The sequence below is a fragment of the Micromonospora sp. RB23 genome (genome assembly GCF_053585025.1).
Genome location: NZ_CM132111.1, coordinates 5,228,042 through 5,249,737 on the forward strand (window position 1 = coordinate 5,228,042; position 21,696 = coordinate 5,249,737).

General features: G+C 72.2%; 23 protein-coding genes. 10 read left to right on the plus strand and 13 right to left on the minus strand.

Annotated elements, in window-relative coordinates:
- Positions 1–6 precede the first annotated feature (6 nt).
- The 5 genes from ACTFTM_RS23685 to ACTFTM_RS23705 form a co-directional block, all read right to left on the minus strand.
- On the minus strand, positions 7–1,131 hold the full coding sequence (locus tag ACTFTM_RS23685; protein WP_449562664.1) for a glycosyltransferase family 4 protein: 1,125 nt from the start codon (positions 1,129–1,131) through the stop codon (positions 7–9).
- On the minus strand, positions 1,128–2,387 hold the full coding sequence (locus tag ACTFTM_RS23690) for a M48 family metallopeptidase (RefSeq protein ID WP_449562665.1): 1,260 nt from the start codon (positions 2,385–2,387) through the stop codon (positions 1,128–1,130). Before ACTFTM_RS23690 ends, ACTFTM_RS23685 begins: the two co-directional genes overlap by 4 nt.
- Positions 2,384–2,542 carry a hypothetical protein gene (locus ACTFTM_RS23695; RefSeq protein ID WP_449562666.1) on the minus strand — a complete coding sequence of 53 codons (159 nt, stop codon included), beginning with the start codon at positions 2,540–2,542 and terminating at the stop codon, positions 2,384–2,386. Before ACTFTM_RS23695 ends, ACTFTM_RS23690 begins: the two co-directional genes overlap by 4 nt.
- A 108-nt stretch (positions 2,543–2,650) precedes the next feature.
- Positions 2,651–2,884: a hypothetical protein gene (locus ACTFTM_RS23700; protein WP_449562667.1), complete on the minus strand. Its 234-nt coding sequence runs from the start codon at positions 2,882–2,884 to the stop codon at positions 2,651–2,653.
- A 222-nt stretch (positions 2,885–3,106) separates the two neighbouring features.
- Positions 3,107–4,525, minus strand: a complete 1,419-nt coding sequence (locus ACTFTM_RS23705; RefSeq protein ID WP_449562668.1) for an NYN domain-containing protein — start codon at positions 4,523–4,525, stop codon at positions 3,107–3,109.
- Between the two features lie 127 nt (positions 4,526–4,652).
- Between ACTFTM_RS23705 and ACTFTM_RS23710 the strand changes: the two genes are divergently transcribed.
- From ACTFTM_RS23710 to ACTFTM_RS23730, 5 genes are all read left to right on the plus strand, one after another.
- On the plus strand, positions 4,653–6,407 hold the full coding sequence (locus ACTFTM_RS23710) for a DEDD exonuclease domain-containing protein (protein WP_449562669.1): 1,755 nt from the start codon (positions 4,653–4,655) through the stop codon (positions 6,405–6,407).
- A 128-nt stretch (positions 6,408–6,535) separates the two neighbouring features.
- On the plus strand, positions 6,536–8,329 hold the full coding sequence (locus tag ACTFTM_RS23715) for a RelA/SpoT family protein (RefSeq protein WP_449566712.1): 1,794 nt from the start codon (positions 6,536–6,538) through the stop codon (positions 8,327–8,329).
- Between the two features lie 53 nt (positions 8,330–8,382).
- Entirely contained in the window at positions 8,383–8,925 is a 543-nt protein-coding gene (locus ACTFTM_RS23720) for an NUDIX hydrolase (RefSeq protein ID WP_449562670.1), read from the plus strand.
- Positions 8,922–9,776: a nucleotidyltransferase family protein gene (locus ACTFTM_RS23725; protein ID WP_449562671.1), complete on the plus strand. Its 855-nt coding sequence runs from the start codon at positions 8,922–8,924 to the stop codon at positions 9,774–9,776. The genes ACTFTM_RS23720 and ACTFTM_RS23725 overlap by 4 nt, the downstream gene beginning before the upstream one ends.
- Positions 9,777–9,812: 36 nt before the next feature.
- Entirely contained in the window at positions 9,813–10,100 is a 288-nt protein-coding gene (locus ACTFTM_RS23730) for an Lrp/AsnC family transcriptional regulator (protein WP_355049387.1), read from the plus strand.
- Positions 10,101–10,187: 87 nt separating this feature from the next.
- Here ACTFTM_RS23730 and ACTFTM_RS23735 read toward each other — a convergent pair whose 3' ends face one another.
- The 5 genes from ACTFTM_RS23735 to ctaE all read right to left on the minus strand — a co-directional run bounded on the left by ACTFTM_RS23735 (position 10,188) and on the right by ctaE (position 15,355).
- The gene (locus ACTFTM_RS23735) at positions 10,188–10,868 is read right to left on the minus strand and encodes a DUF4142 domain-containing protein (RefSeq protein ID WP_449562672.1); all 681 of its coding nucleotides are present in this window, start codon (positions 10,866–10,868) and stop codon (positions 10,188–10,190) included.
- A 194-nt stretch (positions 10,869–11,062) separates the two neighbouring features.
- Positions 11,063–12,694, minus strand: coding sequence for a cytochrome bc1 complex cytochrome b subunit (qcrB, locus tag ACTFTM_RS23740; protein WP_449562673.1), 1,632 nt, complete (start codon positions 12,692–12,694; stop codon positions 11,063–11,065).
- On the minus strand, positions 12,691–13,779 hold the full coding sequence (gene qcrA, locus ACTFTM_RS23745) for a cytochrome bc1 complex Rieske iron-sulfur subunit (RefSeq protein WP_449562674.1): 1,089 nt from the start codon (positions 13,777–13,779) through the stop codon (positions 12,691–12,693). Before qcrA ends, qcrB begins: the two co-directional genes overlap by 4 nt.
- 64 nt (positions 13,780–13,843) lie before the next feature.
- On the minus strand, positions 13,844–14,683 hold the full coding sequence (qcrC, locus tag ACTFTM_RS23750) for a cytochrome bc1 complex diheme cytochrome c subunit (protein ID WP_449562675.1): 840 nt from the start codon (positions 14,681–14,683) through the stop codon (positions 13,844–13,846).
- Between the two features lie 72 nt (positions 14,684–14,755).
- Complete coding sequence (ctaE, locus tag ACTFTM_RS23755) at positions 14,756–15,355, minus strand: aa3-type cytochrome oxidase subunit III (protein ID WP_355236426.1); 600 nt, start codon at positions 15,353–15,355, stop codon at positions 14,756–14,758.
- A gap of 108 nt (positions 15,356–15,463) precedes the next feature.
- Here ctaE and ACTFTM_RS23760 point away from each other — a divergent pair, with 108 nt between their 5' ends.
- The 3 genes from ACTFTM_RS23760 (at position 15,464) to trpD (ending at position 18,112) form a co-directional block, all read left to right on the plus strand.
- Complete coding sequence (locus ACTFTM_RS23760; protein WP_449562676.1) at positions 15,464–16,453, plus strand: cytochrome c oxidase assembly protein; 990 nt, start codon at positions 15,464–15,466, stop codon at positions 16,451–16,453.
- Positions 16,454–16,561: 108 nt separating this feature from the next.
- Positions 16,562–16,957, plus strand: a complete 396-nt coding sequence (locus tag ACTFTM_RS23765; protein WP_449562677.1) for a hypothetical protein — start codon at positions 16,562–16,564, stop codon at positions 16,955–16,957.
- Positions 16,958–17,047: 90 nt separating this feature from the next.
- Complete coding sequence (gene trpD / locus ACTFTM_RS23770; RefSeq protein ID WP_449562678.1) at positions 17,048–18,112, plus strand: anthranilate phosphoribosyltransferase; 1,065 nt, start codon at positions 17,048–17,050, stop codon at positions 18,110–18,112.
- Positions 18,113–18,245: 133 nt separating this feature from the next.
- On the opposite strand, the gene ACTFTM_RS23775 is transcribed toward trpD, so the two are convergent.
- The 3 genes from ACTFTM_RS23775 to ctaC all read right to left on the minus strand — a co-directional run bounded on the left by ACTFTM_RS23775 (position 18,246) and on the right by ctaC (position 20,131).
- The gene (locus ACTFTM_RS23775; protein WP_449562679.1) at positions 18,246–18,452 is read right to left on the minus strand and encodes a hypothetical protein; all 207 of its coding nucleotides are present in this window, start codon (positions 18,450–18,452) and stop codon (positions 18,246–18,248) included.
- Between the two features lie 272 nt (positions 18,453–18,724).
- Positions 18,725–19,150 carry a cytochrome c oxidase subunit 4 gene (locus ACTFTM_RS23780; RefSeq protein ID WP_422736140.1) on the minus strand — a complete coding sequence of 142 codons (426 nt, stop codon included), beginning with the start codon at positions 19,148–19,150 and terminating at the stop codon, positions 18,725–18,727.
- Between the two features lie 9 nt (positions 19,151–19,159).
- Positions 19,160–20,131, minus strand: coding sequence for an aa3-type cytochrome oxidase subunit II (gene ctaC, locus ACTFTM_RS23785; RefSeq protein ID WP_449562680.1), 972 nt, complete (start codon positions 20,129–20,131; stop codon positions 19,160–19,162).
- A gap of 182 nt (positions 20,132–20,313) precedes the next feature.
- On the opposite strand from ctaC, the gene ACTFTM_RS23790 reads away from it, so the two are divergent.
- On the plus strand, positions 20,314–21,465 hold the full coding sequence (locus ACTFTM_RS23790; protein WP_449566713.1) for a cysteine desulfurase family protein: 1,152 nt from the start codon (positions 20,314–20,316) through the stop codon (positions 21,463–21,465).
- Positions 21,462–21,695, plus strand: a complete 234-nt coding sequence (locus ACTFTM_RS23795; RefSeq protein WP_449562681.1) for a sulfurtransferase TusA family protein — start codon at positions 21,462–21,464, stop codon at positions 21,693–21,695. The genes ACTFTM_RS23790 and ACTFTM_RS23795 overlap by 4 nt, the downstream gene beginning before the upstream one ends.
- The last annotated feature ends 1 nt before the right edge of the window (position 21,696 follow it).

A 21,696-nucleotide genomic window follows, 5' to 3' on the forward strand; every position in this document is an offset into this window, starting at 1 on the left:
GATCGGTCAGCCGGCCAGCAGGGCCGCCATCCGCTGCGCCTGCGCCTCCCAGCGCCACTCCCGCTCCACCCATGCCCGGCCGGCCGCGCCGAGTTGCCGGGCCAGATCCCGGTCGGCGAGCAGCCGGGCGACCCGGTCGGCGAGCTGCGCCACGTCCCGGCCACGGACCACGTACCCGGTCTCGCCCTCCCGGACCGCATCCGGCGCGCCACCGGAGTCGCCGGCCACCACCGGCAGGCCGGTCGCGGACGCCTCCAGATAGACGATGCCCAGCCCCTCCACGTCCAGGCCACGGTTGCGCGTGCGGCAGGGCATGGCGTAGACGTCGCCGGCCGCGTAGTGCGTGGGCAGGTCGGCCGCCGGCACCGAGCCGGTGAAGACCACGTCCCGCTCGACGCCCGTCTGGCGGGCCAGCTTCTCCAGGGTGGCCCGGTACGGCCCGCCGCCGACGATCAGCAGCGCCGCGTCGGGCACCCGGCGGCGGATCTCCGGCAGTGCCCGGATCAGCATGTCCTGGCCCTTGCGCGGCACGAGCCGGGACACACAGACCACCACCGGCCGGTCGGTCAGCCCCAACCGGGCCCGGACCGGCTCGCCGTCCACCGACGGGTGGTAGGTGTCCACGTCCACGCCGGGCGCGAGCCGCCGCAGGTCGGTCACCCCGTCCAGCACCCGGGCGAGCCGGGTACGCGTGTACTCCCCGAGGTACGTCGTCACGTCGACACCACGCCCGATGCGCCGCAGCGCCGGCCGCGCGGCCGGCAGCGCCGCCCAACCGACCTCGTGGCCGTGGGTCTGCGCCACCACCCGGCGTACGCCCGCACGCCTGCGCAGACCGCCGGCGAGCAACCCCAGCGGGGCCGCCGCGCCGAACCACACCGTGTCGCAGTCGTACGCGCGGGCGAGCCGGGCCGCCCGCCGGGCGATCAGCGGGGTGGGCAGCAGCACCCGGGTACGCTCCCGGATCACCTCGAACGGCTGGTCGGCGTCGAACTTCTCCGCACCGCGCCAGCTCGACGCGTAGACGACCACCGACCCGGCCGGCTGACGCACGGCGAGGTTGTGCACGAAGGACTGGATGCCACCCGGGCGGGGCGGGAAGTCGTTCGTGATCAGCAGCGTGCGGCTCATCGGCGTGCCTCCCGGGCGTACGCGCGGGCGGCGGCCATCCGCTCCACGGTGGACGGATGCGAGGCCGAGTAGAGGTACTCCCACCGCGGCGGGTCGGGGTCACCCAGGTTGACCGTGCCGAGACGGCGCTGCATCGACTCGAAGGCCACCGGGTCGCCGGTGAGCGCGAGCGCGTGCGCGTCGGCCCGCGCCTCCACCCGCCGCGACATCAGCGCCTGCACCGGGGTGGCGACCAGACCGGCAACCGTGACCAGGGCGATCACCAGCGGAAACGCGCGTGGATGGGCGATCGAGTCGACGCCGGCGAACCGCAGGAGCAGCCCCCAGGAACCGAGCAGGTAGAGGGCCACCACCGCGGCGGCGGCGCCCAGCGCCCCGGTCAGCGTGCCCACCGCCACGTCGGAGTCCTTCGCGTGACCCAGCTCGTGCGCCACCACGGCCGTCACCTCGGCGGGGGTGGCCTCACGCAGCAGCGTGTCGTAGACGACCACCCGGCGGGTCGGACCGAGGCCGGAGACGTACGCGTTGACCGCCCTGGTACGCCGCGAGGCGTCGGCGACGAGCACGTCGCGCACCGGAACCCCGTCGCGGGCGGCCATGCTCATCAGCTCGGTACGCAGCGGACCCTGCTCCATCGGGGTGAACTTGTTGAACACCGGCTCCACGAGCACCGGCAGCACGAACGACAGCAGCGCCACCAGCAGGGCCGCGCCCGCCGCGCCGAGGGCCCACCACCAGCGCGGCGCGAGCCGGATCACCAGGTAGAAGCCGAAGAGCGCCACCGCACCGATGACGGCGCTCACCGCGTACGACTTGAGCAGGTCGACGGCCCAGCCGCTCCAGGAGTTGGTGCTGAGCCCGTAGCGGGTCAGGATGGTCTGCCGCCAGGCGGAGAACGGGAGGGTGAGCAGGTCGGCGACGAGCACCACGGCGAGGCCGCCGAGCACCGCCTGGGCGATCCAGTGCCCACCGAAGGGCCGGCCCACCAGCTCGACCAGGCGGCTGCCCAGCGGGGTGAGCCCGAGCGCGACGGCGATCAGCAGCCCCACGGCGAGCGCGGCGTAGCCGCCGGGGCGCAGGGCGGCGCGGAACTCGCGTCCCCTGGCCACCTGGTCGGCCGGGAGATCCCGCAGCGCGGCGAGCTGGTCGGCACGGGGCGCCGGGGGTCGATGCCAGGGGATGAACACCGCGGCGGTCACCAACAGCGCCACCGTCAACCCGGCCAACGTCAGCAGCGCCCACCCACGCGGGCTCACCGGGGCACCGCCGCGGCGAGCACGCCCAGCACCCGCGCATGATGACGCCGCCAGGCGACGCCCTCGTACCGCCGCGCGACGCCGCGACCCTGTCGTAGGGCGTCGGCGCGCGGGACACCGAGGGGCCCGCCGTGCTCGCGTCGTACCCCGCTCATCCCGCCGCTCCTCCCGCCGTGACCGCCCATCCTATGGCCCGCGAAAAGCCCGCTTCGCGTGCGGTGAGCCACTTCGTCGACCGGCTGGCGAGTGGCCCGGGTGAGGGCTCAGGCCACCCGGCGGGCCCGGCGCGCGCGGGCGCCGGGCCGGGCGGGAGCGTCGGGGAGCGCGGGCGCGGCCAACACCTCGACGTCGAAGCCGGCCCGGGCGAACACCTCGATCGCCTCGACCTCGGCGGCGACCAGCCCGGCCGCCGGGGACGTGTCGTCGAACAGGGCGGTCAGCGGGCAGCCGGAACAGCCGTGGGCCCGCTTCGCGCACCCGTCGCAGTCGATCAGCATCACGCCTCCTGATCGCTCGCGATGCGCGATCGACACCCTGTCGTCGCCACCCGAGCACCGTCGGTCACATCGACGCTATCCACCGGGTACGACAGAACCGCCCGTTGAGGGCTAGATCGACTCCAGATCAGCGAAATCGGGGTATCCCGAACGCCCGGACACCCCCACTTCGCTGACCTCGTGTCGATCAAGAGCGCCGGGGCTTCGGCCCGGACGCCCCGGTCAGGAGCGGGCGAGGCGGCGCAGCAGCGAGTCGGCTCCGAGCGGGTACGCGCCGTGCCGGCGTACCCCGTCGGCGACCTCGCGGTCGGACGAGACCACGACGACCGGACGGCCCGACGGCTCGGCACGGACCAGGCGTCGGATCAGCTCGTCGGCGGTCTCGCCCTTGCGGGAGAAGAGCACCCGTACGCCACGCGGGGTGGGCGGCAGCCCGTGCATCCGTTCGGCCCCGTCGAACACCACGGTGACCTCGTCGCCGGTCTGCGCGGCGATGCCGCCCAGCCCGGTGATCAGGCGTTTGCGCTGCTGCTCCAGCGACATCTCGCCGAAGCCGCGCTTGGTGACGTTGTAGCCGTCCACGACGAGGTGCGCCCGGGGCAGGGCGAGCAGCTGGTCGAGCCGGGCCGGGTCGTCGGTGTCGCGGGCGCGGGCGGCCGGTCCCGCCGGCGCGCCGCCGGACTGCTCGGCGAACGCGTCGGCGACGAAGTCGGCCGGGAGCTTGTCGACGGGGTCGAGCGCCAGTTCCCGGCGCAGCCCGACGGCGGCCTGGCCGATGGTCTCCAGCAGCAGCCAGAGGCGGGCGTCGTCGACCGAGCGGGCCTCCTTGGCGCTGGCCCGGGCCACCCCGGCGGCGGCCTCCGCCTCGGCGAGCCGGGCGCGGGCGCGACGCAGCTCGGCGTCGACGTCCGCGCTGGCGCGGGCGGCCCGGCCGCGTTCGGTGGCGAGGAGTTCGGTGGCCTTACGCTCGCGGGCCTGCGTCTCGCGCAGCGTACGGGCCAGCTGACGGGACTCCTCACGGAGCTGACCCAGCTCCTCGCGGACACGGGCCAGCTCGTCGCGGAGCTTGTCGGCCTCGACCCGGGCCACCGCACGGTCGTGTTCGGCGCGGGTGGCCCGCTGCTCGGCCTCGCGGACCAGTTCGGCGACGACGGCGCTGTCCGCCTCGGCGCGGACCGCCGCGCCGCTGGCGTCGATCAACTCCCGCCAGCCACGCGGCCGGGCCAGGTACGCCAGCGCGGCCACCTCGACCGGGTCGGCCGCCGCCGGCGCGGTGCCCTCGACCACGGCCGCCCCGAGGTCACCGGAGTCGGCCAGCACCCGGGCGGTGACCCGCTGCCGGAACAGCGGGTCGGCGGTGAGCTGGGCGGCGATGGCCGGAGCGCCGAGACGGGCCCGCCGGTTGGGGGCGAACTTGGCCACCCGCCGCAGCGGCACCGGCACCTCGTCGGCGGGCAACCCCGGCAGCACGGCGGCGGTCAGCGCCACGATCCGCTGGCGGACCGGTTCGGGCAACGTGGGCTCCGGCTCGACACCCGAATCGGTAGGATTGTCACCGGCGTCCGGATCGCTCACCGCGCCGTCGCCCGCGACCGGATCCTCCTGCGGGAGGTGGTCGTCGTGCGGCTCGGTGAGGGGCATGTGGCAAGTCTCCCACCGCTGGCGGGCCCACCGCCTGGTGAGTGAGCCGATCTCTCATCCTAGCCCCATGGTGACTGCTGGGACGCCTGCGACGGGAGTGTCGGACCGGGGCGCTAGCGTGCCGCCGATGGCACAGGCGGAGTACGTCCAGGAGTCACTGGCCGGTCTCGACCCGGCGGTGGGCGGGGTGGACCCGGCCCTGCCGCTGTACGCGACGACCTTCGTGGTGGTCGACCTGGAGACCACCGGCGGCGCGCCGGACGGCGGCGGGATCACCGAGATCGGCGCGGTCAAGGTCCGCGGTGGCGAGGAGCTGGGGGTGCTGGCCACCCTGGTCAATCCGGGGCAGCCCATCCCCCCGTTCATCACCGTGCTGACCGGGATCACCCAGGCGATGCTGCTGCCGGCCCCGCCGATCGAGCAGGTGCTCCCCAGCTTCCTGGAGTTCATCGCCGACGCCGTGCTGGTGGCCCACAACGCCCCGTACGACGTGGGTTTCCTCAAGGCCGCCTGCGCCAGGCATGGCTACCGCTGGCCCAACCCCCGCGTGCTGGACACGGCGGCGCTGGCCCGGCGGGTGCTGACCCGCGACGAGGTGCCCAACCGCAAGCTCGGCACGCTGGCGGCGTACTTCCGCACCGCCACCCAGCCCACCCACCGCGCGTTGGACGACGCCAAGGCCACCGTCGACGTGCTGCACGGTCTGATCGGCCGCCTCGGCGGGCACCGTGTCGACACCGTCGGCGACGCCATCGAGTTCGCCCGCGCGGTCACCCCGACGCAGCGCCGCAAGCGGCACCTGGCCGAGGGGTTGCCCAAGGTGCCGGGCGTCTACATCTTCCGGGCCGCCGACGACCGGCCGCTCTACGTCGGCACCTCGGGCGACATCGCCACCCGGGTGCGCAGCTACTTCACCGCCGGCGAGAAGCGCGCCCGGATCTCCGAGATGCTGGCCGCGGCCGAGCGGGTCGAGGCCGTGGAGTGCGCGCACTCGTTGGAGGCGGAGGTCCGCGAGCTGCGGCTGATCGCCGCGCACGCCCCTCCGTACAACAGGCGGTCGAAGTACCCGGAGCGGATGGTCTGGCTCAAACTGACCGACGGGCCGTACCCCCGGTTGTCGGTCGTGCGGGACATCTCCCCCACCGACACCGCCTACCTCGGGCCGTTCAGCTCCCGGCGCGCCGCGGAGCTGGCCGCCGCCGGCTTCCACGACGCGGTCCCGCTGCGCCAGTGCACGCACCGGCTCTCGCTGCGCACCGTCACGCCGGCCTGCGCGCTGGCCGAGCTGGGTCGCTGCCCGGCGCCCTGCGAGCACCGGATCACCCCCGAGGAGTACGACGACAGAGCCGTCGCGCCATTCCGGACGGCCACCGCGAGCGACCCGCAGCCGGTGGTGGACGCGCTGCTGGCCCGGATCGACGTGCTCGCGGCCGACCAGCGCTACGAGGAGGCCGCCGTGGTGCGGTCCCGGCTGGCGGCGGTGCTGCGCGCCACGGTGCGGATGCAGCGGTTGGCGGCGCTGACCGGGATCGTCGAGTTGGCGGCGGCCCGGCCGGCCGCGCGGGGCGGCTGGGAGCTGGCCCTGGTACGCCACGGTCGGCTCGCCGGCGCCGGGGTGTCCCCGCCGGGCGTCCACCCGCGACCCACCCTGAACGCCATCCGGGCCACGGCCGAGACGGTGTCGGGCGGGCACGGGCCGGTGCCGTCGGCCACCGCCGAGGAGTCCGAGCGCATCCTGTCCTGGTTGGAGCGGCCGGAGACCCGGCTGGTCGAGATGTCGTCCGGATGGTCGTCGCCGGCGGGCGGCGCGGGCCGCTTCCGTGACCTGCTGGCGAAGGCCGAGAGCGGGGCGTCGCACCAACTCTCGACCGAACGCTCATGACCAACTGACCGATCGGACTACGTCGACTCGCTTAGGCTGTTAAGGAAGTGCAGTCCTGCCCGTTTCGTGGGCCTGCTCCCGATCACCGGGTACGGTGACCGCGGAGCCGGGGTGAGGAGGTGTCCCTCGTGGACGTCGACGCCGGACACGGCGCCGCCCTGGGGGGCGCCCTGCCAACCCAGTCGGGCGAGCTGCCCCTGACCCGCCGACTACGGTCGTTGCTCACCTGGCCGACCACCGACTCCGACCCGGTCACCCAGCTGGTCCGCACCCATCGGGGCATCCACGCCGGCACCGATCCGGCGGTGCTGCGCCGGGCGTACACGATCGCGGAGAACATGCACCGCGGGCAGTTCCGCAAGAGCGGCGAGCCGTACATCACCCATCCCCTCGCGGTGGCGCAGATCTGCGCCGAGCTGGGCATGGACACCACCACGCTGGTCGCGGCGCTGCTGCACGACACCGTCGAGGACACCCGCTACACGCTCCAGGCGCTCTCGGAGGACTTCGGCCACGAGGTGGCCCACCTGGTCGACGGGGTGACCAAGTTCGACAAGGCGTTCTACGGCAAGGCCGCCGAGGCGGAGACGGTCCGCAAGATGATCGTCGCGGCCGCCAAGGACGTCCGGGTACTGATCATCAAGCTGGCCGACCGCCTGCACAACATGCGTACGCTCGGTGTGCGCTCGGCGGCGTCCCGGGAGCGGATCGCCCGCAAGACGCAGGAGGTCCTGGTCCCGCTCTGCGACCGGTTGGGCATCCAGACCCTCAAGCGTGAGCTGGACGACGTGGTGCTGCTGCACCTGGAGCCCGACGAGCACGCCCGGCTGGCCCGGCACGTGCACGACCGGCCCGGCTGGGACGCCTACCTCGACGCCGTGGTCAGCCGCGCCCGGGTCGCCCTCAAGCGCAGCCGGGTCGACGCCGAGGTGAGCCCCCGTCCCCGGCACCTCTACTCGATCTGGAAGGACACCGTCGCCGGCGGTCACACCGCGCCGTACGACCTCCCCCGCATCTCGGTGGTGGTCGACGGCCCGGCCACCGACTGTTACGCCGCGCTGGGCGCGATCCACGGCACGTGGCGGCCGGTACCGGGGCGTTTCAAGGACTTCATCGCCTCCCCGAAGAACAACCTCTACCGCTCGCTGCACACGAGCGTCTGCGGCCCGCAGGACCGTACGGTGGAGGTGCTGATCCGCACGGAGGAGATGCACCGCTCGGCCGAGTACGGCATCGCCGCCGACTTCCGCTTCCCCCGCTCGGGCAGCAGCAGCGCGGCGGCCCGGGCCGAGCAGTTGGACTGGCTGCGCCGCGTGCTCGACTGGGAGCCGGAGGCCGCCGACCCGGCCCAGTTCTACGAGTCGCTGCGCTGCGACCTCGCCGAGGGTCAGATCCAGGTCTTCGCCGACGGCCGTCAGGTGGTGCTGCCGGCCGGCGCCACACCCGTCGACCTGGCGTACGAGCTGGGCAGTCATCGCGGTGACCACTGCCTCGCCGCCCGCATCAACGGCCGGCTCGCGCCGCTGAGCTCGGAACTGGACGAGGGCGACGTGGTGGAGATCTTCACCGAGAACGACGCCGACAACGGCTTCGAGGCCGCCGCCGCGCCGCGCGGTCCGCGCAAGGAGTGGCTGGGCTTCGTCAAGTCGCCGCACGCGCAGATGCAGATCAACAGGTGGTTCGCCGAGCACACCGAGCCGGGTATCACGATCAGCGACAAGGTACGCCTCGGTCGGGCCACCATCGGTCTCGCCCTGCGCCAGCACAACCGGGGCCTCGCCAGCGACCTGCCGCTGCTGCGGCTCTCCGAGGAGTTGGGCTACCCCGACCTGGAGACCCTGCTGGTCGCGGTCTTCGACCGGGTGATCGAACCGGACGCGGTGGTACGCCAGCTCATCGACCTTGTCGACCATCGACAGTGACTCCGGCGGCCCCAGCGCGTCCGAGGGACATTCGTGACCACTAGCCTGGGGTCATGATCCCCCGTTCCCGTGCCACCGGTCGGGCCGTCTTCTACCAGGCCTTCTACCGGTTGCCGTTGCCGGTGCGCCGGCGTCTGGTCCGGCTCGCCGTACCGAAGTACATCGTCGGCGCGGTCACCCTGGTCCGCGACGCGGAGGCGACGGGCGCGGGTCGGTTGCTGATGCTGCGCCAGCCTCCCGGCAAGGGCTGGTCGCTCCCCGCCGGCCTGCTGAACCGGGGTGAGCCCCCGGTGGTGGGCGCGGCCCGTGAACTGTTCGAGGAGTCCGGCATCCGGCTGCCGCCGTCCCGGCTGCGCCCCGCCGTGCCGAACGCGATCGTGCACGCCAAGGGTTGGGTGGACATGGTCTTCGAGACGGAGGTGCCGGCGTCCAGCACCGAACTGGTGGTGGACGGCGGGGAGGTCTTCGAGGCCGCCTGGCATCGGTTGGACGACCTGCCCAAGCTGACCTGGCCGACCGCGCGGCTGCTCGCCTACTACGACATCGGGCCGCTGGCCGGGCAGTTCCCGCCGCCGATACCCGACACCGCGCCATGACCAGGGCGAGCGGGCCGGGGGACGTCTGCGCGGTCGTGCTCGCCGCGGGCGAGGGCACCCGGCTGCGCCCGCTCACCGACCGGGTGCCCAAGGCGCTCTGCCCGGTCGGCAACGTGCCGCTCCTGGACCGGGCCCTGGATCGGTTGGCCGGACTCGGCCTGAGCGGTCCGGCACGGGTCGCGGTGAACGCCTGCTACCTCGCCGACCAGGTGGTCGCGCACGTCGGCGACCGCGCCCACCTGTCGGTGGAGCCCGGCGACCCGCTCGGCACGGCGGGCGGAGTGGCGAACCTGCGGGACTGGATCGACGGTCGAGGTGTCCTAGTCGGCAACGCCGACGCGTACCTGGCCGATCCGGCCGCCGCGCCGGGCCCCGACGTGGCCGCGCTGCTCGACGGTTGGGATGGGGACTCCGTACGCCTGCTCGGGCAGCCCGCCGCCGACCCGGACGCCCCGGGCACCTTCGCCGGGCACTGCTTCACCGGCTTCTCACTGCTGCCGTGGCGACTGGTCCGCGACCTGCCGGTGGTCTTCTCCGACCTGGTGCGCGTCGTGTGGCGTCCGGCCGAGGCGGCCGGGGCACTCGCCGTGGTGCCGTACGCGGGCACCTTCTACGACACCGGCACGCCGGCCGACTACCTGGCGGCGAACCTGCACGCGGCGGCCGGCGGCGTGCTCGTCGACGAGTCGGCCACGGTGACCGGGAACTGCGTCGAGGCGGTCGTCGGCGCGGACGCCCGGGTGGACGGCGACGTGCGGCGCAGCGTGATCTGGCCGGGCGCGACCGTACGGGAGGACGAGCGGCTGCGGAACGTGATCCGCTTCGGCGACGACGGTACGGTGCGGGTCTAGCATGGGCGACGACGCCGACGAACGGAGAAATGCCCCGTGATCACCGCGATCGTGCTGATCGACTGCGCCACCGACGCGATCCCCGAGGTGGCCGACGCCCTGGCCAACGTCCCCGGCGTCAGCGAGGTCTACTCGGTGGCTGGGCACGTCGACCTCATCGCCATCGTCCGGGTCCGCGAGTTCGACCAGATCGCGCAGGTCATCGCGGGCAGCATCTCCAAGGTGCCGGGTGTGCTGAACACGGAGTCGCACATCGCGTTCCGGGCGTACTCGAAGCTCGACCTTGAGGAGACGTTCGCGATCGGCCTCGCGGACGCCGACTGACCCCCGGGCCGCCTGCGCGGCCGGGCGGAACGCGCCGCGGCCGGTCCACCCGTTGCGGGGTGGACCGGCCGTCGCGCTACCGCGAGATCAGCTCTCGCTGGGAGCGGGCCGCTCGGTGGTGCCAAGGCCCGGTTCCGGCGACTCGGTGATCCCACCGCTCGGAGCCGGCGACTCGGTGACGCCACCCGGAGCCGGCGACGAGGTGCCCGGGCTGGGCGTGCCGCTGGCGCTGGTCTGCGGGACCGGGATGCCCAACTGGTTGGCCAGCTGGACCAGCTCGTCGTAGTGCGCCTGGAGCGTCGGCAGGGCCGTCTGGGCCAACTGGACCACCGACTGCTCGGAGCCCTGCGAGATCTCCGTCTGGGTGGCCTGGATGGCCTGGACGTGACCGGCCAGCTCACTGGTCACCCAGAGCCGGTCGAACTCCGCGCCGCTGGCGTTGTTCAACTTGTCGATGACCGCCTGCTGGTCGGCCGTGGGCTCGTTCGGCAGTTGGACGTTGAGCTGCGACGCGGTCTGCTGCACCGTCTGGTCCAGCTGGGTGTGGTCGGTCTTGAACATCGCGCCCAGGTCCTTGACCCCCTGGTTCTGGCCCTTCTGCTGAGCCAGGTCACCGGCGGTGATCTCGAAAAGGTTCACCTGGTGCACCGCCTGCAGGTACTGGGTGTCCTGCGTCGACGGCTGTGCCGCCGCCTGCGCGGCCGCTGCCGGCGCGACGCCCACCAGCACCAGCGCGGCCAACAGGCCGAGGCGTTTGAGACCCAACATGCTTCCCCCCTTGAGACGTTGGACCGCACGGATACCCGGCTCACGGGGGTTATTCCTGCGATCGCCCGACGCGCGGGGTCGACCGGTCCCGCCGTGCCCGTCCGACTCCTGCTCGGTTGGGCGACGGGACACCGACAACGACGTGACGCCCGCCGGAAGTCCGGCGGGCGTCACGTGACGGTGCTGTCGGGAGGTCAGCGGCGGCTCTCGCCGCTGCCGATCTCCGCACGATCGGGCCGGGGCTCGACCGGCGGGTGACCCGGTGAGACCGGCGCCTCGACCGGCTTCTCGATCGGGTAGAAGAAGCCCCGGACCGCCGGGCCGAGGGCCCCGAGCCGGTTCATCTTCTTCGGCACCACCCAGCCGGCGTAGTCCAGCTCACCGTGGCCGTCCGCGTGCCCGTTCGACGCGCTGAGCGGCTGGTGGACCTCGATGAACCGACCGTCCGGCAGACGCCGGATGATGCCGGTCTCGACGCCGTGCGCGAGCACCTCCCGGTCGTGCTGCTGGAGACCCAGGCAGAGCCGGTAGGTGACGTAGTACGCCAGCGGCGGGACCACCAGCAGGCCGATCCGGCCCGCCCAGGTCATCGCGTTCAGGCTGATCTGGAACTTGTCGGCGATCACGTCGTTGGCGCCCGAGAGCGTCAGCACGATGTAGAAGGCGACGGCCATGGCGCCCACGGCCGTACGGGCCGGAACGTCGCGGGGCCGCTGGAGCAGGTTGTGGCTCTTGCGGTCCTTGAGGTGCCGGGCCTCCAGGAACGGGTACATCGTCGACAGGCCGACAAGGATGCCGGGCAGCACGACCGTCGGCCAGAACAGCGGCGGGATGACGTAGTGGTCACCGATCGGGATCGGGATCTCCCACGCCGGCATGAGCCGTGTCGAGCCGTCGAGGAACATGACGTACCAGTCGGGCTGGCTGGCGGCCGAGACCACCCACGCCTCGTACGGGCCGAACAGCCAGATCGGGTTGATCTGGAACAGACCGCCCAGCAGGGCGATGACGCCGAAGACGACCATGAAGAAGCCGCCCTGCTTCAACGCGTAGCGGGGGAACATCCGCTCGCCGACCACGTTGTTGTTGGTCCGGCCGGGGCCGGGCCACTGGGTGTGCTTCTGCTTGAAGACCAGACCCAGGTGGGCGCTGATCAGCGCGAGCAGCAGGCCCGGGATGAGCAGGACGTGGGCGATGAAGAACCGGCTGATGATGATCGTGCCGGGGAACTCGCCACCGAAGATCGACGACGTCAGCCAGGAGCCCACCACCGGGATGGACAGCATGATCGCGGAGGCGATCCGCAGACCGGTGCCGGACAGGCCGTCGTCCGGCAGCGAGTAGCCGGTGAAGCCGGCCAGGAAGCCGACCCAGAACAGCAGCGAGCCGATGATCCAGTTGGTCTCGCGCGGCTTGCGGAAGGCGCCGGTGAAGAACACCCGCAGCATGTGCACGACGATCGCGGCCATGAACAGCAGCGCCGCCCAGTGGTGCATCTGCCGCATCACCAGACCGCCCCGGACGTCGAACGACAGGTCCAGGCTGGAGGCGTACGCGGCGGACATGGGCGTGCCCTGCAACGGCGCGTAGCTGCCGTCGTAGACCACCTCGGTCATCGCCGGCTCGTAGAAGAACGTGAGGAACACGCCGGTCAGCAGCAGCACGATGAACGAGAACAGCGCGATCTCGCCCAGCAGGAACGACCAGTGGTCCGGGAAGACCTTGTTCAGCAGCTTGCGCAGCGGCGTGGCCACCGCGAAGCGGTCGTCCACCCCCGTTGCGGCCTTGCCCGGCGTGGCCGCCAGGTCGAACTTTCGACGCTTCATGGCCGCTCCCAGAAGTCAGGCCCGACGGTCTCGGTGTAGTCGGACTTCGCCACGAAGAAGCCCTCGGCGTCCAGCTCGATGGGCAACTGCGGCAGCCGCCGGCTGGCAGGGCCGAAGACGGGCTTGGCGTTGTTGGTGATCAGGAACTGGGACTGGTGGCACGGGCAGAGCAGGCGGTTGGTCTGCTGCTCGTACAGGCTGGCGGGGCAGCCGGCGTGCGTGCAGATCTTCGAGAACGCCGCGTAGTTGCCCCACATGAAGTTCTCGCGGCCGATCCGCTCGTTGGCCCGGCGCGACTCCTGCGCATCGGAGTCCCGCAGGTGGATCAGGAGCGTCGGCGAGTCGGCGTGTCGGTTGCTCACGCCGTGCTCGATGCCGGGGAAGACCGTCAGCTGGCCACCGGCGCTGACGTCCGCCGGGCGTACCGGGCGGCCGTCCTCGCGGACCAGACGGATCTTCTCGCCACCCTCGGCGGGGGCGAACCCGGTGGTGAACATCTGGTTGTTCTTGTGCGGCTGCGAGATCAGACCGCCGACCAGCGGCGCGGCCGCGACCGCGGCGACCGGCGCGAGACCGGCCAGCAGCGAGATGCCGAGCAGCGGACGACGCTTCACACCCAGCTCGTCGGCCATGTAGAGCATGGTCTGACCGGTGATGGTGCGGCCCTCGGAGTCCACCTGACCCTCGTGCCGGTCCTGGATCGAGACCTCCTTGGGCAGCAACTTCTTACCCCAGGTCAGGATGCCGAAGCCGACGGCCAGCAGGGCGATGCCGAGGGTGGCGCCCAGCAGCGGGGTGTAGAACTTGTCGCCCCCGCGACCCGGCGCGTACTGCCACGGCCACCAGATGTAGATGGCCAGGAACGCGGTCGCGGCCAGACCGGTGATCAGGAAGAACCCGGCGACCACGCGGGTCAGCCGACGCTCCGCCTTGGTGCCCGGCAGCACCTGCGGCTCGTAGTGGACGATCTCGATGTCGTCCCGACGGGCGCCCTCACGGACGATGTCGAACCGGCTCAGCCTGGGGTCGTTCACGTCGAGCGGCTCCCGGCCCTCGGGGGCCTGGTGCTCGGTGTGCGTGCTCATGCCGTCACCTCGCTACGGGTGGCGCCGAGCGGCACCACGGCAGTGAATCTGAAGATCCGCTCGGTCACGACTTACCCGCAATCCACAGGCTAGCGAACACGAGCGCCACGATGCCAACCAGGAAGATCGCCAGGCCCTCGGTGGACGGCCCGTACCGACCGAGGTTGAACCCGCCCGGGTCCTGGTCGGTCTTCAGCGTCTCCTGGATGTAGGCGATGATGTCGGCCTTCTGCTCCGGAGTGATCTGGTTGTCGCCGAACACCGGCATGTTCTGCGGGCCGCTCAGCATCGCCGCGTAGATCTGCCGGTCGGTCGCGGGGTGCAGGCTCGGGGCGAACTTGCCCGAGGAGAGCGCGCCGCCGCCACCGCCGAAGGCGTGGCACTGCGAGCAGTTGATCCGGAACAGCTCGCCGCCGGCCGCGACGTTGCCGTTCTCGTGCAGGTCCCCTTCGGTGCCCGGGACGACCGGACCGCCGCCGAGTTCCTGGATGTACTGGGCGAGCTGCCGGGTCTGCTCGTCGGTGAAGACCGGGGGCTTGCGGTGCGCCTGGGCCTCCTGGCGGGCCAGCGGCATACGGCCCGAGCTGACCTGGAACTCGACCGAGGCCGCGCCGACGCCGATCAGGCTCGGCCCGCGGCCCTCGACGCCCTGGGCGTTGCGTCCGTGGCAGGTCACACAGCTCACGTCGAACAGCGCCTTGCCCTCGGCTGCGGCGCCGGTGAGCGGCGGATTGTCCTGCGCCTGCGCACCGGGGGCGAAGACGGTGTAGGCGCCGCCGGCGAGCATCAGCGCCGCGATCAGCCGGACCGCGGCGCCCAGCCGGCGGCGGCCCCTGCTGCGCGCGGCGGGCCGCCCGCGCAACCGCGCGAGCAGGCCGCGTCGGCGGTCGTTGTCAGAAGTCATGAGCTGTGTCCTTAACCGGTTGGACCTTGTCTCAGGGGACGGAGCAGCGGCGCGGTTCGTGACGCGCCAAGATCACTGAAGCCAGTAGATCATGGCGTACAGGCCGATCCACACGACGTCGACGAAGTGCCAGTAGTACGACACGACGATCGCCGAGGTCGCCTGCGCCGGGGTGAACCGGCCCATGGTCGTGCGGACCATGAAGATGATGAAGGCGATGAGACCGCCGGTCACGTGCAGGCCGTGGAAGCCGGTCGTCAGGTAGAACATCGAGCCGTAGCCGTCGGCGTTGATCTTGACGCCGTCCTCCACCAGGTGGCGGTACTCGTTCACCTGGCCGAGCACGAAGATCAGGCCCATCACGAAGGTGACGGTGAACCAGCGACGCAACGCGTGCACGTCACCCTTCTCCGCCGCGAAGACGCCGAGCTGGCAGGTCACCGAGGACAGCACCAGGATCACCGTGAAGGTGGTCGCGTACGGGATGTTCAGCGACTCGGTGTGCTTCTCCCACTGCTCCGGCGCAGCCGCGCGGATCGAGAAGTACATCGCGAAGAGCGCCGCGAAGAACATGAGTTCGCTGGAGAGCCACACGATCGTCCCCACGCTGACCATGTTGGGTCGCGTCAGAGAGTGGATCCGGCTCTTGTCAATGGCTGGGGCCGCAGTCACGCCGTCATTATTGCCCCTGACCGGGGCCGGCGATCAGCGGGGTGGCAAACCCGCGCCTTCCGTGGCCCGGGCGTCAGGGTCCGGTTCGCCTGGCCTAGCCTGAAAAGCGTGCTGCACGTCGATCCCATCCTCGCCGCCACCTCGGCCGTCCCGGCCGATGTGCTCGCGGCCACCTCGGCGGGCCCCTCGACGCTGGCCGCCGGAGCCGAGGCGACCCCGCCACCGTTCACCATCGGCGCGGTGCTGACCGAGACCCGGTTGGACAGCTGGCTGGCCCTCGGCCTGGTGCTCGCCGCCGGCCTCTACCTGTACGGGGTACACCGGCTGCGGATCCGCGGCGACCGCTGGCCGGTCGCCCGTACCGTCTTCTTCATCGGGCCCGGCCTCGGCGGCATCGCGCTGGTCACGGTCAGCGGGCTGCACGCCTACGACACCGCGCTGCTGTCGGTGCACATGGTCCAGCACATGGTGCTCTCCATGGTGTCGCCGATCTTCCTGGCGCTGGGCGCGCCGATGACGCTTGCCCTGCGGACCCTGCCGGTCAGGCCGCGCAAGCGCCTCCTGGCGATCGTGCACAGCCGGATCGCCCGCGTCTACAGCTTCCCGCTGGTGGCGTTCGCCATCTTCGTGGTCAATCCGTTCGCGCTGTACTTCAGCGACCTGTACCGCTTCACGCTGGAGCACGCGTGGGCGCACGAGCTGGTGCACGCCCACTTCATCCTGACCGGCTGCGTGTTCTTCTGGCCGCTGCTCGGCCTGGACCCGCTGCCCGGCCGCTGGCCGTACCCGGCGCGGGCTCTGCTCATGCTGCTCTCCGTGCCGTTCCACACCGTGCTCGGGCTCACCATCATGCAGAGCACCACGCTCTTCGGCGGCGACTGGTACCCGTCGCTCAACCTGAGCTGGGCCGACCCCAAGGCCGACCAGGTGGTCGCCGGAGGCATCCTCTGGGCCGGCGGCGAGTTCGTCAGCGTCACCATGCTCGCGGTGCTGGTCGTGCAGTGGGTCAAGCAGTCCGAGCGGGAGGCCCGCCGCGTCGACCGCGAGCTGGACCGCCAGGAGGCCCGCGACCGTGCCGCCGACGCCGCGACCGCGTGAGCAGCGCAGACGGCACGCCCGGTGGCGGGGAGCGGGCGGCGTGTCAGGTACGTCACGTCGGCCGGTACGATCGGCGGGCAGCTACGAGGTTGGAAGCGGAGTGTCGGCATGAGTGACCGTCTGTGCACCGTCCTGCTCTACAGCGACGACCCGCAGGTCCGTGACCGGATGCGGCTCGCCGTGGGCACCCGGCCCGCGCCCGGGCTCCAGATCGAGTTCGTCGACGCGTCGACCTACGCCGAGACCATCCGGCTGGTCGACGACTACGAGATCGACCTGCTGCTGCTCGACGGCGAGGCGAGCCCCGGTGGCGGCATCGGCATCGCCCGGCAGATCAAGGACGACCGGGACGACGCGCCTCCCACCTGCCTCGTGATCGCCCGCGCCGCGGACCGATGGCTCGCCGCGTACGCCGAGGTCGACGCGACGCTGGTGCACCCGCTCGACCCGGTGACCACCGGCAGCACGGTCGCCGAACTGCTGCGGGCGCACGCACCCGCCTGACGTCCCCGCGCCAGGGGGCACCGACACGGCGCCGGCCGAGCCTGCGCCGGTTCCAGCCCACCCGCACTTCGTACGCTCGGGAGGCCCGCCATGGGCGATCGGACCTGGCCGCACCTGCTCAACACCCTGCTGCGCGGCGGGGAGCTGTCCACCGCCGACACCGCTTGGGCCATGGGCGAGATCATGGCCGGCTCGGCGACCGCGGCCCAGGTGGCGGGCTTCGCGGTGGCGCTCCGGGCCAAGGGCGAGACCTCGGCCGAGCTGGCCGGCCTGGTGGAGACGATGTTGAGTCGGGCCGTCCCGGTCGACCTTCCCGACGAGGTGCGCTCCACCGCGCTGGATGTGGTGGGCACCGGCGGTGACCTCGCCCACACGGTCAACATCTCCACCATGGCCGCGCTGGTCGTGGCCGGGGCCGGCGTCCGGGTGGTCAAGCACGGCAACCGCGCCGCGTCCTCGTCCTGCGGCACCGCCGACCTGCTGGAGTTCCTCGGCATCCCGCTCGACCTGGACCCCGACGCGATCGTGCGGTGCGTCACCGAGGCCGGCATCGGGTTCTGCTTCGCCGCCCGGTTCCATCAGGGGATGCGGCACACCGGCCCGGTCCGCCGGGAGCTGGGCGTCCCCACCGTGTTCAACTTTCTCGGCCCGCTGACCAACCCGGCCCGACCCCGTGCCGGCGCGGTCGGCTGCTTCGACGCGCGGATGGCGTCGGTGATGGCCGACGTGTTCGCCGCCCGCGGTGACTCGGTGCTGGTCATGCGCGGCGAGGACGGGCTGGACGAGTTCACCACCGCCGCGCCGACGCGGGTCTGGGCCGCGCAGAACGGCACCGTACGCGAGGCTGTGCTGGACGCGATCGACCTGGGGGTACCCCGGGCCACCCTCAGCGACCTGCGCGGTGGTGACGCCGCGTACAACGCCGGCGTGGCCCGCCGCCTGCTGGCCGGCGAGACCGGCCCGGTGCGGGACGCCGTCCTGGTCAACGCGGCGGCGGCGCTCGCGACGCAGGGCCCGCTCGACGGCGACCTGACCGAGGCGCTGCGCGCCGGACTTGACCGCGCCGCCGAGTCGATCGACTCGGGAGCGGCGGAACGCGTCCTGGAGAGCTGGATCGAGACCGCCACCACCGCCGAGGCCACGGCGACCGCCTGACCGGCACGACCGCCCGCCCTACGAGGTCGGCGACGTGGCGCTGTCAGCGTGGCGAGACGCCACGACATCGGCGAGGTGGTGCCCTCGCCGCCAGCTCGGGGACGTGGGGCGGCGGCGTCGATACCTGCTCGGGTCAGGCGGCGTGGCGGCGGGTGGGCTGGCGGCGCCGGCGCTCGGCCAGTCGGGTGACGGGGGCGACGAACGTGGCGATCACCACGGCCGCGCCGCAGCCGGTGCAGACCAGTTCGGGACAGTCTCTGCCGTGGCCGTCGACGCAGGGCGGCGCCTCGAACGGCGTCACGCCCTCGCAGACGTCGCAGTAGAGATCGCGGTGCGACATCGGGCGTCTCCTCTTCACTCCAGACGACCCGCTCCGAATGCGACAACGACGCACAACGGAAGCGGAGAACTACTCGCCTGTAGTTTCCCACGCGGGTCCGACAAATCTCCGCGCACGCCCCCGGGCACCGCCCGGATGTAGGGCCGCCCCGCGTGATCCGGTCGACATCACTGAGGGCGGGCCACCCGGACACCCCGACTTCCCGGAAAAACCGCGAAGGCCCGCTCCCCCGGTCGGGGTGCGGGCCTTCGTAGCGGTACGCGATCGGTCGGTCAGTGCTCGGCGGTGCGCCGGGTGCCGGTGTAGTACTCGAACAGCAGGCCGCAGGCGGCGAAGACGACCGCCACCAGGCCGAGGCCGATCAGCCAGAACTGCCAGAACACCATGCCCAGCGCGGCGATCGCGGCGGCCAGCGCCAGACCGAACGGCCAGTAGCTGCCCGGGCTGAAGAAGCCGACCTCACCGGCGCCGTCGGAGATCTCCGCGTCGGCCCGGTCCTCGGGGCGCAGGTCGATACGCCGGGAGACGAACCAGAAGAAGCCACCGCACATCGAGCAGAGCAGGAACGACAGCGCCAGGGCGACGGTGCCCACCCACTCGATGTTGCCGGACTCACCGTGCGTCCAGGCGCCGTAGAGGATGGTGGCGCCGAAGAGGAACCCGGCGATGATCAGGAAGATACGCCACTCGGTCTTCATGCGGCTGCCTCAGCTTCCCGTGCCGGCCGGAGCGTTGTCCGGGTTGAAGTTGCTCTGCGTCCGTCGGGTGTCGAACGGCTTCGTGGTCTGCGCGTACGGCTCCTCGCCGATCTGGGCCAGCGCCTCCTGGGTGGACTTGCCACCCTGCTTGGCCGCGAGGAACTGGTCGTACTTCTCCGGCGACACGACCCGCAGCTCGAAATTCATGAACGCGTGGTAGCTGCCGCACAGCTCGGCGCAGCGGCCGACGTACGCACCCTCGGCGTCGAGGCTGGAGACCTCGAAGACGTTGCGGATCTTGCCCGGCATGACGTCCCGCTTGAACAGCAGCTCCGGCACCCAGAAGGAGTGGATGACGTCGCGGCTGGTCTCCTCGAACCGGATGGACCGGTTGGTCGGCAGCACGAGCACCGGGATGACCTCGCTGGTGCCGAGCGTCGACGCGGTGGTCTTGGCCTCGGTGCCCTGGCCGTCACGGTAGTTGAACTGCCAGTTCCACTTGAACGCGACGACCTCGACCGTGACGTCCGGGTTCTTCGACAGCTTGTCGACGTCGGTCTGCACGATCGCCGTGTAGTAGAAGAGCACGGAGACGATCAGGATCGGCGCGATGGTGTAGAGGAACTCCATCGGCAGGTTGTAGCGGGTCTGCACCGGCAGCGCGTTGCCACGCTTGCGGTACCGCACGACACACCAGAAGATCAGGCCCCACACGAAGACGCCGACCGCGAGCGCGGCGACGCAGGAGGCGATCCACAGGTCGTACATCCGGTGCGACTCGGGCGTGATGCCACCCTGGGGCCAACCGAAGCCGTCGAACGTCTTGCCGACGTCACAGCCCGTGAGCAGAACCAGCAGTGCCACGCCCCCGAGACCGAGCCCGGCCAGCCGACCGGCACCACGTCCCCGGCGTCCACCGACCCGTGGGGCAGCACCGTGCCGTACGGCCGACGGCCGTACCTCCGAACTCCTTGCGACCACCTGGTCCTGCCTCCCTAGCGCGCCGCGGTGCGTCGTTCGTCAGCACCGGCGGCAAAGGCGTCACCGACGGTCGCAGATTACTCGACCATGACGGACTCGACCGTGGTGGGGTCACTGTCCGCCCCCATCGGGGGGATCCTGGGCATAACGTCGCGATAGCGTGGGGACCCGTGAGTGCCACCGTGAGCGGATCCCCGGTCTACCTGGACGCGGCGACGGCCGCGCCGCTGCATCCGGTCGCCCGGCAGGCGCTGCTGGCGGCCCTGGAGGACGGCTGGGCCGACCCGGGGAAGCTCTACACGCAGGCACGCCGCGCGCGTCAACTGCTCGACGCCGCCCGCGAGGCCGCCGCGCAGACGCTCGGCGTCCGCGCCGACGAACTGTCCTTCACCCCCAGCGGTACGACCGCAGCCCACGGCGCGGTGCTCGGCGCGCTCGCGGGACGACGTCGGGTCGGGGCGACCCTGGTGCACTCGGCGATCGAGCACTCCGCCGTCCTGCACGCCGCGGAACGGCACGTGGCGGCCGGCGGCGGCGCCACCGCCGTACCGGTCGACCGGGTGGGCCGGCTGGACCTGACCGCCTGGTCGGACGCCGTCCGGGCGCCCGGGGTCGCGCTGGCCGCGCTGATCAGCGCCAGTCACGAGGTGGGCACCGTGCAGCCGGTCGCCGAGGCGGCGGCCGTGTGCGCGGAGGTCGGGGTACCGCTGTACGTCGACGCGGCGCAGTCGGTCGGACGGGTGCCCCTGCCGGCCGGCTGGTCGGTGCTCAGCGCCAGCGCCCACAAGTGGGGTGGGCCACCCGGGGTGGGGCTGCTGGCGGTGCGCAAGGGCACCCGCTGGGAGTCGCCGTGGCCGGCCGACGAGCGGGAGGGTGGTCGTACCCCCGGGGTGGTGAACCTGCCCGCGGTGGTGGCGGCGGCGGCGAGCCTGCGCGCGGCGGCGGCCGACGCGGCGGCCGAGCAGGCCCGGCTGTCTCCCCTGGTGGACCGGATCCGGGCGCGGGTGGCGGCCCAGGTGCCCGACGTGGAGGTGGTCGGCGACCCGGTGCTGCGCCTGCCGCACCTGGTGACGTTCTCCTGCCTGTACGTCGACGGCGAGACGCTGCTGCACGCGCTGGACCGGCGGGGGTTCGCGGTGTCGTCCGGCTCGTCGTGCACGTCGTCCACGCTGCGGCCGTCGCACGTGTTGGAGGCGATGGGTGTGCTCTCGCACGGCAACGTGCGGGTCAGCCTGCACCGGGACACGACCGAGGAGGACGTCGAGCGGTTCCTCGCCGAGCTGCCCGGGATCGTCGCCGGGTTGCGGGCCGACGCCGGGGTGGTCGGGCTGTGACGATGCCGGACGAGGTGATCGACTGTCGGGGTCAGCGCTGCCCGCTGCCGGTGATCGCGGCCGCACGGCGAATGCCGCAGGTGCCGGTCGGCACGGTCGTCCGGGTGCTGGCCGACGACCCGGCGGCGGCGGTCGACCTCCCGGCGTGGTGCCGCATGCGCGGCCACGAGTACCTGGGCGCCCTAACGGGCCCAGAAGGCCCCGCCTACGACATCCGCCGCTCCCACTGAG